This window comes from Micromonospora carbonacea, from assembly GCF_014205165.1.
GTDB classification, from domain to species: Bacteria; Actinomycetota; Actinomycetes; order Mycobacteriales; family Micromonosporaceae; genus Micromonospora; species Micromonospora carbonacea.
On record NZ_JACHMZ010000001.1, the window covers coordinates 3,915,975 to 3,931,143 of the forward strand.

Consider the following 15,169-nt stretch of genomic DNA (forward strand, 5'->3'; position numbering starts at 1 on the left):
CGTCGGCGTGGCCCGACTGTAGTCGGGCACCGGGAATTGTCAGTGTCAGCCTTCGGACACTTTTTCGCCGCTGTCGAGGAAAAGCCGCACGGCCCCGGTCCCGCCGTCCGAATGGCTGGACGTAATCGTCGGAAGGTGCCCGGGGTCGAACGCTGTCGATCGTTTCGAACGAGTTGTGATCGGCATCGACCTCCTACTTCGGCGGCAGCCGGCCGCGGCCGAATCCGTCCTCGCGGGCGCGGTCGAGAAACTGCACCCGGTGCTCGATCGGCCGGCCCGCCCGCGCGTATTTCTCCTTGATACGATCGAGGTACGTCCGCACCGTTCCGGGTGCTATCCCCAGCACCCGGCCGACCGCCTCGACGGTGCACCCGCTGCCGTAGGAGACCAGCACCTCGCGTTCCCGGGCCGACAGCTGCGGGCGTTCGGGCCGGGCGTCGCGGCCCAGCCAGAACGCGTGCTCGGTGGTCATCGGCGTCTCCCCGGCGGCGACCTGCCGGACCACGTCGGCCAGGACGCCGAGGTTGTTGGCCTTCAGCACGTACGCCGAGGCGCCGGCCTCGGTGGTCGCCGCGATGTAGACCGGGTCGGGGATCACCGACACCACCACGACCGTGTGCCCGACGGCGACCAGCCGGCGGACGTTGTCGGCGGGGTCGGTGAAGTTCTCCAGGTTGAGGTCGAGGATCACGATCCTGGGCCGCCGCGTCGCCGCGAGGAACTCGTCGACCGAGACGGCGAGGGCCGTGAGCGTGATGTCCGGCAGGCGGCTCATCCAGGCGGACATGCCCTCCAGCAGCATCTGGTCGTTGTCGATCGCACCGATCTCGATCATTGCCGCCATGAGACCTCCACCATCGTTCCCTGGTCCGGCGCGGAGTCGATGGCGACCCGGCCGCCCACCTCCACGACGCAGTGCCGCAGCTCGCGCACGAGCCCCCGGCCGGGGGCGACCGCCTCCGGCCGGAAGCCCCGCCCCCGGTCGACGACGGTGAGGGTGATCCCGCCGTCGCCGCCGACGGCGGTCAGCCAGGCCTCGTCGGTGCCGGCGTGCTTGGTGACGTTGGTCAGCGCCTCGCTGACCGCGTTGGTCAACGCCTGCTCGACGTCCGGGGGCAGGCGTTCGGACAGGTCGTGGAACTGCGAGTGCACCTGCAGGCCCAGCGCCTGCTTGTCGCGCACCACGCCGGCCAGCGCGCTGGCCAGGTTCCCCGTCGGGCCGCCGCTGCCGGCGGTGACCAGCCCGCGCAGGTAGTCGGCGTCGCGCTGGGCGAGCGCCCGCACCTCCTCCCGGCGGTGGTCCAGCCGGCCCCGGGCGATCATGCTCAGCGTCGTGAGCACGGTCCGGTGCAGCGCGTCGTACTGGCGGGTCCGTTCGTCGAAGCGGGCCTGCGCCGCGGCCTCCCGGGCCCCGGCGGCCAGCGCCGCCTCGGTGGCGGCGTCCAGTTGGGCGGCGCTGCCGCGCAGGTAGCCGGCGACCACGGCGGCCAGCACCGCGAAGCCCAGCAGCGACACCGCGTTGACGGTGGTCGCGCCGAATCCGTCCGGGCCGGCGAGCAGCTCGCGCAGGGAGCCGGCCAGGTAGCCGGCCACGAGCAGGGCGACGGCCGCCGTCGCGGGCCAGCGCGGCACGAACGCGGCGGCCACGATCGCCGCGCCCATCGCCGGCGGCAGGACCCAGTGCTGCCAGCCCGTGTCGCACGAGGCGACGCAGGCGGCCGGGACCAGCAGCAGCCCGAGCAGCGCCACCAGCACGTCGGCGTAGACCCAGCCGTGGCCCATCCGGCCGGCCCGGCCGGCGCGGACGAACAGCAGCACCGTCCAGGCGACCGTCAGCAGGTAGCCGGCCAGGACCAGGGCCGGCAGCCGGTACATCCGCAGGCCGCCGATGAGCGGCACCGGGATCCAGACGGCGAGCTGCACCGCCCGCAGGCAGCCGGCCGCCCAGATCAGCAGCACGTTCACCCGTGCCGCCGCCTTCTGTCGCGTCAGCGCCCCTGTCTGCCCCACGTCCCGACGATGGCATGTCGCGTCCTCGTCGGACAGTCGGCATATCGGCGGACACGAACGACCGCCCGCGACACCCGATGCGGATTTCGTCAGATCCGCCGCCGCACGGGCATTGACGAATCGAATAGGCGACTGCCACGCTGGCACGGCCGAAGTGCCGCAGTGCTCTCACCATGCCAACCGTTCGGATGATTCATGCTGCAACCGATGGGGCACATTCCCTGCCATCAGGTCGATGCCGCAGTTCGCGCCGCCGAAGATCAACTAGCGACTGCCGCAAGGCGTTCCCCCGCCGAACGAGTCGCGTTGCTGTGGAGGCTTTGCGACGCATTGCAGGGCCGATTCCTGTGCACCAATTCCGCCGCCGACCTGAATAGCGCGATCGACACGGTGCGGACCGCGCGGGAGCTGGTGCCGAAGGCCCGGCCGGAGGCCCGGCTGCTCGCGATCCGGCTCGCCTCGCTGCTCGGCATGCGCAGCCGGCCCGACGACGAACAGGAGGCGTCCGCGGTGCTCGTCGCCGCCCAGCGGACCGTCCGCCCGGGCAGCGTGGAACACGCCGCCATCGACTTCATGACCGCCGCCCTGCTGCTCCCCCACTACCTGCGCCACCGGCGGGAGGAGGACCTGACGGCGGCCGTCGAGCGGCTGGAACGGGCGATGCCCGTCCTCGACGGGGAGGCCGCCCGGGACCGGGCGAACCCGCAGCACACGGCGGTCATGGCCACCATGGCCGGCATGGCGCGCTTCCACCTGGCGCTCGCTCACCACAGCCGGCAGAGTGGCGGCCCCGCCGACGAGGAGGCCGAGCAGCGGATCGTCGCCCTGCTCGCCGAGGCGGAGCGGCTGTCGCCGCAGACCACGTCCATGGCGGGCATGCTGCACCAGGTCCGCGCGTTGCAGCGGGGCCTCGTCCAGGGCGAGTCGGCGGACCCGATGGCCATGGCCGAGCAGGTCTCGATCGGCGACGACGTGCCCTTCCCCGTGGCGACCGGGCTGCTCGGGAGCACGGCCGGCGCGATCCGGGCCGGCGGGCGGCTCGGCTCCTCCGGCGACCTCCAGGCGCTCGACGCGCAGATCGCCACGTTGGAGGCCGAGCTCGCCGCCCCCGACCGGTACGAGCCCGACCCGGCGACGCAGCTCGTCACGCTGGCCCAGTGCTACCAGCTCCGGGCCAGGACGAAGGGCCTGTCCGAGGACCCCTCGGCGGGCGCCGACCGGCTGCGGGCGCAGGAGCTGGCGACCGAGGCGCTCGCCGCGGGCGGCGGCAGCCAGGACCAGGCCCGGCTGGTGCTGGGCGTCTGCAAGCTGGACTCCCTCCACCCCGAGCGGCCCGACCCGCAGGTGCTCGACGAGGCGGTCCGACTGCTGCGCAGGGGCGCCGGCGGCACCAGCCTCAGCCCGGCGATGCGCAACGCCGCCCGCGTCCCGCTGGCCGAGGCGCTGCTCGCGCGGGGCATGCTCGCCGGCGACGGGGACGAGGTCGACGAGGCGCTGGCGCTGCTCACCGCGCACCGCGACCGGCTGCCGCCGGCGTCGTTGCAGCACGCGGTGGCCAGTTCCCGGGTCGCCGCCGCCCTGCACGTGCGCGCCGAGGGGACCGGGTCCACCGAGGACCTGCTGCACGCCGCCGACGCGTCGCGCCGGGCGACGGCGGCGATCGGGGAACTGAGCCTGGTGTGGGCGTACGACACCGCCCTGTACTGGGCCGAGTGGTCCTGGCGGCACGGGCGCACGGGTGACGCCGCCGAGGCGTACCTGCTGACCCTGCGGACGCTCAACCAGATGGCCCGCGCCCAGCTCAGCCGCGCGTACGGCGAACTGGTCCTGCGCCGGCGCACGCGCGGGCTGGTCGGCCGGGCCGCGCACGCGCTGACCCGCCGCCGCCGGCTGCCGGAGGCCGCCGTGGCCCTGGAGTCGGGCCGGGCCGTGCTGCTGTCGGCCGCGCTGGAACGGGACCTCGTCGGCCTCACCGGCGCGGAGCACGCCCCGGTGCGCGAGCGCTACCGCCGGGCGGTGGACCGGCTGACCGAGCTGGAGGACCGGGCGCAACGCGAGGCGTCGACGCAGGAGGGCCTTCCGTCCGACGAGGCGGCCACGGAGGAGGAACTGACGGGGGAGGAACAGGCGTGAGCGACGTACCCACCCGGCGGGAGGGCCCCGGCCGGCAGGCCGCACCCACCACCGCCGACCCGACGCCGGGCACCGCGCCGGCCACCACCCGGGAGACGCCGCCGCCGGGCCCGGCCGCCCCGGCGACCGGCGGCGACGACAGCGGCCTGCCGCAGGGCGTGTCGGCGCGGTTCAGCCCGGTGCGCCACCTGGCCACCGGCGGGGAGGCGCACCTGGTCATGCTGGTCGAGGAGCGGGCCACCGGCCTGACCCGGGTGGCGAAGGTCTACCCCACCTCGGTGCGGCCCGACCCACGGCTGCTCGACGCGCTGCGCACCGCCGACGAGCGCCACGTGGTCCGCATGCTCGACTACGGCACCGAGGTCAACCGGTACGGCACCCCCACCAGCTGGGAGGTGCTGGAATACCTGCCGCACGGCTCGCTCGCCGCGCTGGCCCGCGCCCACGGCGGCCCGCTCCCGCCGCAGCAGGTGCGCCGGGTCGTCGCGGAGGTCACCGACGCCCTGGCCTACCTGCACGGGCAGCTGCGCCACGGCGACGCCACCGGCATCGCCCACCGCGACATCAAGCCGGAGAACGTGCTGGTCCGCTCGGTGGACCCGCTGGAGCTGGTGCTCTGCGACTTCGGCCTGGTCGCCGAGCTGCGGGCCACCCGGCGCAGCACCGGCCGGGCGGGCACCCCCGCCTACCAGGCCCCGGAGACGTGGTGGCAGAAGAGCCAGGAGCCCGCGCAGGACTGGTGGTCGCTCGGGGTCCTCGTCGTCGAGCTGCTCACCGGCCGCAACCCCAACAGCGGCGTGGGCGGCGACACCGCCAACGAACGGACCATCTTCGAACACATCGCCACCTACGGCGTCGACCTCAGCGGCGTCACCGACCTGGGCTGGCTGCTGCTGTGCCGGGGGCTGCTGACCCGGGCGCCCGCGCTGCGCTGGGGCGCGGACCAGGTGCGGGCCTGGCTGGCCGGCGAGACACCCGCCGTCGACGACCCCGACCCCGCGCCGGAACCCGAGCAGCGGCCGGTGCCCCCGTTCGAGCTGGCCGGGCGCCTCTGCCGGAACCCGGCCGAGGTGGGCGTGGCGATGTCCGAGAACTGGCAGGCCGCCGTGGGGCTGTTCCGCCGCCGGGAGAGCCAGCTCGACCTCGACGACTGGCTGCGCGACAACTTCCCCCGGCTCGACCTGCCGACCAACCTGATGAAGTCGAAGGCCGCCGGGCGCGACGACGCCGCCGCCCGGGTCGTCCGCTTCGTCTCCCACGTCGCGCCGGAGCTGCCCCCCGTCTTCGAGGACGAACCCGCCGACGGGCCGGGCCTCGCCGGCCTGGCCGCGCGCGCCGTCGCCGGTGAGCCGGCCGCCGCCGGCATCGTCGCCCGGCTCGACGCCCAGCTCCTGCGGGCCCTGGCCCGGCACCGCTGCCGGGCGCACCCCGGCTGCGCGGACGGCCCCTGCGCGGTCCTCGCCGACACCGCCGAGCGGCTCGCCCGGGTCACCTCGGCCGTCGACGCCCGCGCCGGGCAGCTCGGCGGCGAGCTGGCCGCCGGGGCCACGGGCGGCTGGCCGCGCGGGACGCCGCCGGAGCTGGACCAGGCGCTGCCGGTCGCCCGGGCCCTCGCGCTGCGGCTGCTCGTCGACCCCGACCACGGCGGCCGGCTGCGCGCGACGCTCGCCAGGCAGAAGAGGGCCGCGGGCCGCTGCGACTGGTGGGAGCGGCTGCGCGAGGAGGCCGGCTCCGGCGGCGACGACCGGCAGGTCGCCGCCGCCGCGCTCGCCGCCGCGCTGATCCCGTTCGCCACCGCGCGGATGGCCGCGGAGAAGGCCGCCGCCGCCGAGGCCAGGCAGCGGGAACGCAACGCCGACGCGGCCCGTGCCGGCTGGGTGCCGCCGGCCCGGGCCACGCTGCGCAACGTCTGGCGGGACGCCGTGAACTACCTGCTCGCGGTCGCGATCGGGTATCTCACCACGTTCGCCGCCGCCGCGTTCTGGACCCTGGGCGAGTTCCCCGACGCGTGGGCGCGGCCGGCGGTGATGCTCACCCGCGTCGCCGCCGTGCAGACCGCGGTCGCGCTGCCCCTGCTGGCGCTGCTCGCCTGTCTGGTGATCTGCCCCGCCGACGCGGAGGCCGGGCTGCGCCGGGCCCGCCGGCTCTGCTGGGCCGCCGGGGCGGTGGTCTGGGCGCTGCTCACCGCCGACGACGGCACGTACGCGATGTTCCTCCAGTTCCCGGTGGTGCTCGACACCGGCGTACGGACGTGGCTGACCGACCTGGCCACCGGCTACGGCGAGGCCTACCCGTACGTCGCGGGCGGCGGCCTGCTCCTGGCGGTGTGGCTCGGCCGGCGGCTGGCCGCCCGCGCGTACGGCACCGAGGGCGGGCGGCTGTCCGGCCGGGTACCGAGGGGCGTGCGCGGCGCGGTGATCGCGCTGGTGGCGGTGCTGTACCTGCTGCAACCGGTCTACGTGTGGCAGGGGTGGGCGGTGCCGCTGCTGCCCGAACCCACCCGGGTGTGGTGGTTGCTGTGAACGTCAGTGAGGTCGCGATGGTGAGGAGGCCGCGATGAGCGGGATCACCGGCGCCCGGTACGTCGTGGAGACGGCCGCCGAGCGCCTCGCCCGCGAGCAGCGGGCCCAGTGGCAGCAGTTCGTGCAGGTCCGGGGCGAGCTGGAGGCGCTGCGCGCCGAGGCCGAGGCGTACCGGTCGGTCTACGGCAGCCGGATCAGCCGGGTCGTCGCCGGTGCCCGGGCCCGCCCCCAGCACTCCCCGCGTCGGATCGCCGCCGCCACCGCCGACGTCGCCCTGCTGGTCGGCCGCGAACGGGAACGGCTGCGCACCGAGGTCCTCGCCGCCTCCCGGCAGGACGTCAGCGGCCTGCTCGCCGCCCCGGCCGCCGGGGCGGCGCGGCCCGCCGCGCGGCCGCGCCGGCAGTGGGACGAGCGCACCGTCGCCGAGCCGGCCACCCGGCAGCGCGACGACACCGCGACCCGGGCCGCCCCGGCGCGCGACGACGCGGCGGCGCAGGAACAGCACCGGGCCCGCGCCACCCGGGCCGCCGAGCTGCTGTCCCGGCTGCCCGCCGCCACGCCCGAGGAGGTCCGCGCGCCGTGCGCCGCGGCGGTCGCCGAGATCGCCGCCGGGGCCCCGCCCAGCCGCGCCCACCTGCTGCTGCGGGACCTGGCGGAGCGGGTGACCGCCCAGCAGCGGGCCGAGGAACGCGTGGCCCTCGCCCGCCGCGACCTGCTCACCATCGCCGCCCCGCTGGAGACGGTGCCCGGCGACGCGGCGGCCCGGCTGCGCAAGCGGGTGGCCCGGCTCGTCGCCGACCGCGTCGACCACGTCCCCGACGGGCTGCGGGCCGAGGCCGACGAGGTCGTCGCGCAGGCCGACCGGGCCCGCCGCCGCAAGGCCGTGGCCGACGCCGTCCGGGTCGGGCTGACCGACCTCGGCTACCGCGTCGGCGACGGCTTCGACACGGCCCTGGCCGGCGCCGGGGTGGCGTACGCGGCGATGGACGGTGACACCGGCTACGGCGTGAAGGTGCTGCTCGACCGGGACGACCCGGTGATCCGCACCCAGGTGGTCCGCGCCGGCAGCGCCCGGGCCGAGCGCACCGAGGACGCCGCCGCCGAGCAGAAGTTCTGCGACGACTACGAGGTGATCAAACGGCGGGTGCGCCGCGCCGGCATCCCCATCGACCAGTTCGGGCAGGTCGACCCGGGCCGGCAGGCCGTGCAGGTCGTCGCCGACGAGATGATCCCGGCCCAGGCCCACCGTGCCGCCGGGCAGCAGAGGAGGCAGGGGCTGTGACCACACCGCCGACCGACGAGACGACCCAGCAGCCGGCGTGGCTGCGCGAGGTGAGCCTCGCCCTCTGCGCGCACCCGCAGGTCCTGCTCACCGGCAACGTCCGCGACCTCTACCGGCTCCCCGACCCGGAACGCGCGGGCGCCGTCCGGTTCATGGGCCTGGTCGAGGCGCTGTGGAGCGTCGCCCGGGCGAGGGACTACGCCGCGCTGCTGACGTACTCCAGCGGCGTCGGCGTGGAGATCGCCGCGCAGCTGCCCGACGGCGGCGCGGCGGCCGCCCAGGCCGTGCTGCGCGACGCCGACGTCGAACCGAACCGCCCGCTGCACCTGGCCCAGGTGCGCGACCTGCTCGGCGCGGTGGTGGACGTGCCCCGGCGGCGCGCCGCCGGCCCACCCGTGGCGCTGGCCCTGGTCGACGCGGCCCGGCTGTTCACCGGCGAGCTGCTCTCCCCCGAGGAACGCCTCTTCCTCGCCACCGCCGACCGGCTCGCCTACCGCGCCACCCCGGTGGGCAGCGGCTACAACACCGTCTTCTGGGTGCTCGACCGCGAGCACGACCTGCCCTCGTGGTTCGCCACCGGCAACCACACCCTGCGGATCACCGCGATCCCCGAGCCCGACCTGGCGGCCCGCCTCCAGACGGCCAACGACCTGGTGGCGACGCTGCCCGGGATGCCGCAGGACACCGACGAGCGGTGGGCGGTCGCCCGCCGGTTCGCCGAGGCCAGCCACGGCATGCGGCTGCGCAGCATGCGCGACGTGGTGCGCCTCGCCACCGCCGCCGGCATCCCCGGCCCCCGCGTCGACGACGCCGTCCGCGCGTTCCGGGTGGGCGTGCCGGACAACCCGTGGCAGAGCGCCGGGCTGCGGGAACGGCTCAGGACCGCGCAGGAGGAGCTGAGCCACCGGGTGCTGGGGCAGCCCGACGCCGTACGCCGGGTGCTGGACATCCTGGCCCGCTCGGCCACCGGGCTGTCCGGCGCGCACACCGGCGGACGCAGCAAACCCCGCGGCGTGCTGTTCTTCGCCGGCCCCACCGGCGTGGGCAAGACCGAACTGGCCAAGGCGCTGGCCGCGCTGCTGTTCGGCGACGAGAACGCCTACCTGCGCTTCGACATGAGCGAGTTCGCCGCCGAACACACCGAGGCCCGGCTGATCGGCGCGCCACCCGGTTTCATCGGCCACGACGCGGGCGGCGAGCTGACCAACGGCATCCGGCAGCAGCCGTTCCGGGTGGTGCTGTTCGACGAGATCGAGAAGGCGCACCCCCGCCTGCTCGACAAGTTCCTCCAGATCCTCGACGACGGCCGGCTCACCGACGGCCGGGGCGGCACCGTCTACTTCACCGAGGCGCTCATCGTCTTCACCACCAACCTGGGCATCGTCGTCCAGGACGAGGACGGCAAGCCGAAGGAGAACGTCACCCCCGCCCAGGAGCTGCCCGACATCGAACAGGGCGTGCGCCGCTACATCGAGGTGTTCTTCCGCCACCTGCTGCGCCGGCCCGAGCTGTTCAACCGGGTGCAGCAGAGCATCGTCGTCTTCGACTTCCTGCGCCCCGAGGTGGCCGTGGAGATCGCCGACCGGGCGATCGGCCGCGTCGCCGAGGCCGTGCACCGCACGTACGGGGCGACGCTGGAGTTCAGCGACGACGCCCGCGACGAGCTGCGCAAGGAGGCCACCTTCGACCTGTCCAACGGCGGCCGGGGCATCGTGGCGGCGATCGAGAGCATCCTGGTCAACCCGCTCGCCCGGGAGGTCTTCGCCAACCCGCCCGCGCCCGGGCAGACGCTGCGCGTCGCCGCGATCGCCGAGGACGGCCAGAACCGCGAGCTGGTGATGGAGTGAGGCTGCGACTGTCCCGGCTGCACCACCCGGTCACCACCCTCGGGCCGGGCCGCCGCGTCGGCATCTGGGTGCAGGGCTGCGCCATCGGCTGTCCCGGCTGCGTCTCCCGCGACACCTGGGTCGCCGAGCCCCGGCACGACGCCGACGTCGACGACGTGCTCGACCGGGTCGCCGCCCTCGACCCGGCCGCCCTCACCGGCGTCACCGTCACCGGCGGCGAACCGTCGGAGCAGCCGGAGGCGCTCGCCGCCCTGCTCACCGGGCTCCGCGCGCTCGGCGCCGGGCACGACTGGGACGTGCTGTGCTACACCGGCGTCGAGCTCGACGAGTTCCGGGCCCGCTGCCCCGGGGCGTACCCCCTGATCGACGCGCTGATCACGGGCCCCTACCGCGCCGGGGAACCGACGGACCTCGTCTGGCGCGGCTCGGCCAACCAGCGCCTGGTGCCGTGCTCGCCGCTCGGCCGACGCCGCTACGCGCCGTGGGTCGACGCCCGCCGCGACCGCCCCGAGCTGCAACTCCAGGTCGACGACGACCGGGTCTGGCTCGTCGGCATCCCCGGACGCGGCGACCTCGCCCGCGTCCAGCGCGCCCTGGAAGCCCAGGGCATCCGGCTGGAAGGAGTGTCATGGCGGCCCTGACCTGCCCGAACCACGGGCCGCAGCCGGCCGGCGGCGCGTTCTGCCCCATCTGCATGGAGTTCCTCGTGCCGGAGTCCGCGGCACCGGACCCGGGCGTCGGCAAGGTGTGCCCCGTCCCCGGCTGCGGCAACCAGCTCGACGCCGACGGCCGGTGCCCGGTGCACGACCTGGGCGGGATGGCCACCGAGGCCGGCACCTGGGCCGGCGAGCCCCCGCCCGGTCCGGGGCCGGCGGACCGGTCCGCCGGCCCCGGACCGGGCGGCGCGCCCGCCACCACCCGCGACGCGCCCCCGGACACCACAGCGTACCGGCTGGAGTTCCCGTTCGGGCCGGTCGGCGTCGGCCGCGCCGAGGTCCGCCTCGGCCGCGCCGACGACCTCGGCGACATCGCCGCCCGGCTGGCCGCGCACCACAACGTGTCCCGGCAGCACGCGCTGCTCTGGGTCGAGCACGGCGAGCTGTACGTGCAGGACCTCGGCTCCACCAACGGCACCTACGTCAACGACCGCCGCCTGGACCCGCACACCCGCCAGCGCCTCTTCGACGGCGACGAGCTGCGCCTGGCCAGCACCGTACGGGCCCGGGTACGCCGCACCGGAGGAAACCGATGACCGCGTCCACACCGGCCCCACACGCCTTCGCGGCGGTGCGGGTCTGCGCCGTCACCGCCCGCGGCGCCGTCCGCACCGGCAACGAGGACGCCGTCCTCGTCCTCGACTGGATCAGCCAGTCCCCGCGCGCCCGCGTCACCGACCTCACCACCGCCTGGACCCCGCCCCTGGTCTGCGCCGTCGCCGACGGCCTCGGCGGGCACCGCGCCGGCGAGCTGGCCAGCCGGCTCGCCGCCGCCGACCTCGCCAACCGCTACATCGCCTGGGACTCCCCCCGCGCCGTGCACGACGGGATCGTCGCCGTCGGCCACGCCCTGCATGACACGGCCGCCCGCCAACCCGGCACCGCCGGCATGCGGACCACCATCGCGGGCGTCCTGCTCACCGGCGACGGCGCGTACGTGTTCAACGTCGGCGACAGCCGCGCCTACCGGATCACCGACGGCTACCTGGAACAGCTCAGCGTCGACGACTCCGGCCCGGACGGGGCCACCGTCACCCAGTGCCTCGGCGACCCGCCCGCCGCCCCCCTCGCGCCGCACGTCGCCCTCGCCTCGCTGGACCCGGCAGGCGCCCGCTTCCTGCTGTGCACCGACGGCGTGCACGGCCAGCTCGACGAACGGCGCCTGCGCGCCATCTGCCGCACCCCCGATCCCCGGGCGCTGGTCGAGACGCTGCGCGACGAGGTCTACGCCGCCGGGGCCGCCGACAACCTCACCGCCGTCGTCGTCGACGTCCTGCCCGGTGGGTGAGCACACGTCACGCCCCCCGGCTGGACACCGGCTCCGGCCTCGGGACGAGCAGGCGTTCCCGCAGGCGGGCGTGGCGGAACTGGTAGACGCCGCCGATCTGGCGCAGGACGCCCCGCCGGTGCGCGTCGTCCAGGAACGCCAGCAGCCGCCACGGCAGCTCCCCCCGCACCGCGAACCAGGCCCGCGCCACCCCGAAGCGGCCCCACGCCGTGAACAGCACGCTCGCCCCGGCGGTCGCGGCGGCGACCGCGAGACCGGTGCCCGCGTCGATCAGGGCCGCCGTGGTGACGCCGAGGATGCCACCGCGCACGACGGCCTTCGCCAGCGCCGTGCGGCGGTCGGCGCGCAGCACCGCCAGCGGGCCCGCCGCGGCCGTCACGTCGGTCGGCACGTCCAGCCAGGCGTCCAGGAACAACGCCAGCAGCAGCGCCCCGGCCGCCGCGACGGCCGCCGCGCCCCCGCCGGACAGCCACCCGGCGGCGACGATCGCCGCCCCACCGGTCACCCAGCCGACCAGCCCGGGCGTGACCACGCCGCGACCGGGAGCCGGCGGACCCGACGCGACGCCGCCGGTGCGCAGCAGGCGGGCCGCCTGCCGGTGCCACCCGGCCCCGCCGCCGTCGTCGGCCGGCAGCCCGGTGGGCACCAGCGGCTGACGGACCATCACGAACCCGCTGACGACCGCGCCCACCACCGCGCCGAGGACAGCCGCGACGCCGCCGCCGGCCGCCCCGGCCACCACGCCCAGGGCCACCGCGCCGAACACCCCGCCGGCGACGGCCGGCACGGCGCGCGGCACCACGGCGGACAGCCGCCACCAGGCGATGTCCGGCCCAGCGTGCGCGGCGAGCCAGGCCAGCCAGGGCACGACCCGGGCCGCCGTCCGGGCCGCCGCCCCGCCCGCGTGCTCGGTGTAGGCGACCGGGACCGCCCGGTCCAGCAGGTGCCCGGCCAGGTCGTCGGCCGTGCCGAACCGGCCCGCGTCCAGCAGCGCCGCCGGGTCTGCCCCGGTGTCGCTGTAGGCCGCGCGGGCCAGCGACGTCATCAGCGGCGTGGCGAGCACCCCACCGACGAGCCGGGCCCGATCGTCGGCGGGCGCGCCGGCGAGCCGGGCCAGCACCGGCTCCCACGCGGTCGCCGAGGCGCGACCGGTGGGACGGGCGGTACGCGGCAGATACGCCGCCAGGTCCGCCACCCCCAGCGGCAGCAGCCGCACCACGGCCGCGCCGGTGAGCACGTCGCCGCCGCGCACCGCGTCCAGGTACTGCGCGGTCCGGCTCGCCACGACGACGCCCGGCAGCCCGGGCGACGCGGCGTTGAGGGCGAGCAGCGCCGCCGGGCGCGCCGCCGCCGGCAACTCGTCGAGACCGTCCAGCACCGGCAGGACCCGCTCCTCGGCCAGCAGGGCCGCCGCGACGGTGCCGAAGTCCGGATGCCCGGCGGCCAACGCCGGGTAGTCGGCGGCCAACCGGGCCACCAGCCAGTCGGCGAAGCCCGCCCGGCCCGGGTCCCAGGACGTCACCGACAGCAGCACCGGCACCGGCTCGCCCGGCCCACCGGCGGCGATCAGGTCCAGCACCAGCCGGATCAGCAGCACCGACTTGCCGCCGCCGGCCGGCCCCAGCACCACCAGCCGCCGCGACGGGATCCGCCGGAACACCGCGGCGGCCTCCGGAAGCCGCCCGGCGACGGCCATCTCCACGGCCGTCGCGCCCGCCGCCGCCAGCCCGACGTTCGCCCAGTGGTCCTGGCCGCCCAGCCCGGCGGGAAGCGCCTCCCACCGCACCGGGATCGGCATCGGGTCCTGCACCCGACGCAGCGCCTCCTCCACCCGCCACTGCTGGCGCACGGCCGCCCGCAGCGCGCCCTGGTGCTCGTCGAGGGACCGCGCGGGCCGGCGGGCGCGGCCGCCCCACACGGCGAGGAGCAGGGTCGCCGCCGCGACCGTGAAGCTGCCGACGCTCGCCACCCGGTCCGCGGTCTCCAGGTCGGACCGCCAGATGACCCACCCGGCAGCGACGACGGCAGCCGTGACGACGTACGGAACGAGGGGTTGATGACGGACCTTCGACAGAATTCGCCGCACGCGGTTCATGATGGCGGGCCGCGTCCAGACGCGCTCTACGACGAGTTGCGGGCCGCGCACACCGAACTGCGGGCCGCCATCGGGGAGATCCAGCGGATCCCCGGCTACGAGCAGTTCCTCGCCCCCGTCGAGATCGGCGACGTCACGGGCGCGGCCGATCACCCCCTGGTGTACGTGACACCGGCCGACGACACCGGCCTCGCGCTCGTCGTGCGGGGCGAGGACATCGTGGACGTGCCGCTGCCGCACCTGCGCGCGGCCCGGGTGCACGAGTGGGCCGAGCGGCACCGCGAGCACTTCCCCACCGCCGCCGCGCCCGCCTCCCGCCGGGCCGCCTGGGACCGGCACCTGGCGCAGCTGTGCGACTGGCTGTGGGAGGCCGTCGCCGGGCCCCTGCTGGCCGAGCTGGCCGGCGAGGCGCGGGCGTCGGTCGTACCGTGCGGCCTGGTCGGCCTGCTGCCCCTGCACGCCGCCCGGTACGCCGACGCCGCCCGGCCGACGGGTTTCGGCTACCTCGCCGACACGCTCGCCCTCAGCTACGTGCCGAACGCCCGGGCCCTGGCCGCGAGCCGGCGGCGGGCCGCCGCCGCGCCCGACGGGGGCCTGCTCGTCGTCACCGACCCGGAGCTGTCCTACGCCCGGTGGGAGGGGGCCGCGGCCGCCGCCACCTTCGGCGGCCCCGTCACCACGCTCGCCTGGGCCGACGCGACCGTCGCGCGGGTCCGCGCGGAGCTGCCCGCCGCCCGGGTCGCCCACTTCGGCTGCCACGGGGCCGCCGACCAGCGGGACCCGCTGCGCAGCGCCCTGCGGCTGGCCGGCGAGGCCCGCCTGCGGCTGGCCGACGTGCTGCCGCTGCGGCTGCGCACGCGCCTGGCGGTGCTGTCGGCGTGCGAGACGTTCCTGCCCGGCCTCGACCTGCCCGACGAGGTGATCTCGCTGCCGGCGGGCCTGGTGCAGGCGGGGGTCGCGGGCGTGCTGGCGTCGATGTGGCCCGTCGACGACCACGCCACCGCCCTGCTCATGACCGAGTTCTACCGGCGCTGGCGGGCCGACGACACCACCTCGCCCGGCGAGGCGCTGGCCGGCACCCAGCGGTGGCTGCGCGACGTGACCCCGGCGGAGCTGGAGGACCACTGGGCCCTGGCCCTCGACGCGGGCGAGGCGTGGCTGCCGGTCGATGTCGCCGAGGCGCTGCTGCCGCAGGTGTTCCGCAGCGGCAGCGGCGACTCCCGCCCGTGGTCCGCGCCGTCGGTGTGGGCGGCCTTCGCGTTCACGGGGGCGTGAG

The 15,169-nt window shown here is 76.5% G+C and carries 11 protein-coding genes; 8 read left to right on the forward strand and 3 right to left on the reverse strand.

Features of this window, described 5'->3' with window-relative positions; translation table 11 throughout:
• Positions 1-193: 193 nt before the first annotated feature.
• Positions 194-835 (reverse strand): response regulator transcription factor, encoded by a 642-nt coding sequence (locus tag HDA31_RS16705; protein WP_074477844.1) that lies wholly within the window; start codon positions 833-835, stop codon positions 194-196.
• Positions 832-2,010, reverse strand: coding sequence for a sensor histidine kinase (locus HDA31_RS16710; protein WP_178064489.1), 1,179 nt, complete (start codon positions 2,008-2,010; stop codon positions 832-834). Before HDA31_RS16710 ends, HDA31_RS16705 begins: the two co-directional genes overlap by 4 nt.
• A gap of 390 nt (positions 2,011-2,400) precedes the next feature.
• Here HDA31_RS16710 and HDA31_RS16715 point away from each other — a divergent pair, with 390 nt between their 5' ends.
• From HDA31_RS16715 to HDA31_RS16745, 7 genes are read left to right on the forward strand one after another with little or no spacing between them, the layout of a single operon-like run.
• On the forward strand, positions 2,401-4,143 hold the full coding sequence (locus tag HDA31_RS16715) for an ATP-binding protein (protein WP_178064488.1): 1,743 nt from the start codon (positions 2,401-2,403) through the stop codon (positions 4,141-4,143).
• Complete coding sequence (locus tag HDA31_RS16720) at positions 4,140-6,665, forward strand: protein kinase domain-containing protein (RefSeq protein WP_178064487.1); 2,526 nt, start codon at positions 4,140-4,142, stop codon at positions 6,663-6,665. The genes HDA31_RS16715 and HDA31_RS16720 overlap by 4 nt, the downstream gene beginning before the upstream one ends.
• A gap of 34 nt (positions 6,666-6,699) precedes the next feature.
• Entirely contained in the window at positions 6,700-7,947 is a 1,248-nt protein-coding gene (locus tag HDA31_RS16725; protein ID WP_178064486.1) for a hypothetical protein, read from the forward strand.
• Positions 7,944-9,794 (forward strand): AAA family ATPase, encoded by a 1,851-nt coding sequence (locus tag HDA31_RS33025; RefSeq protein ID WP_178064485.1) that lies wholly within the window; start codon positions 7,944-7,946, stop codon positions 9,792-9,794. Before HDA31_RS16725 ends, HDA31_RS33025 begins: the two co-directional genes overlap by 4 nt.
• Entirely contained in the window at positions 9,791-10,435 is a 645-nt protein-coding gene (locus HDA31_RS16735; RefSeq protein WP_178064484.1) for a 4Fe-4S single cluster domain-containing protein, read from the forward strand. The genes HDA31_RS33025 and HDA31_RS16735 overlap by 4 nt, the downstream gene beginning before the upstream one ends.
• Positions 10,423-11,046 (forward strand): FHA domain-containing protein, encoded by a 624-nt coding sequence (locus tag HDA31_RS16740; RefSeq protein ID WP_178064483.1) that lies wholly within the window; start codon positions 10,423-10,425, stop codon positions 11,044-11,046. The genes HDA31_RS16735 and HDA31_RS16740 overlap by 13 nt, the downstream gene beginning before the upstream one ends.
• Complete coding sequence (locus HDA31_RS16745; RefSeq protein ID WP_178064482.1) at positions 11,043-11,798, forward strand: PP2C family protein-serine/threonine phosphatase; 756 nt, start codon at positions 11,043-11,045, stop codon at positions 11,796-11,798. Before HDA31_RS16740 ends, HDA31_RS16745 begins: the two co-directional genes overlap by 4 nt.
• Positions 11,799-11,805: 7 nt before the next feature.
• Here the strand turns inward: HDA31_RS16745 and HDA31_RS16750 are convergent, their stop codons facing one another.
• The gene (locus tag HDA31_RS16750) at positions 11,806-13,884 is read right to left on the reverse strand and encodes an NACHT domain-containing protein (RefSeq protein ID WP_178064481.1); all 2,079 of its coding nucleotides are present in this window, start codon (positions 13,882-13,884) and stop codon (positions 11,806-11,808) included.
• On the opposite strand from HDA31_RS16750, the gene HDA31_RS16755 reads away from it, so the two are divergent.
• Positions 13,855-15,168, forward strand: a complete 1,314-nt coding sequence (locus HDA31_RS16755; RefSeq protein ID WP_178064480.1) for a CHAT domain-containing protein — start codon at positions 13,855-13,857, stop codon at positions 15,166-15,168. The two genes, HDA31_RS16750 and HDA31_RS16755, sit on opposite strands and share 30 nt — an antisense overlap.
• Position 15,169 lies beyond the last annotated feature (1 nt).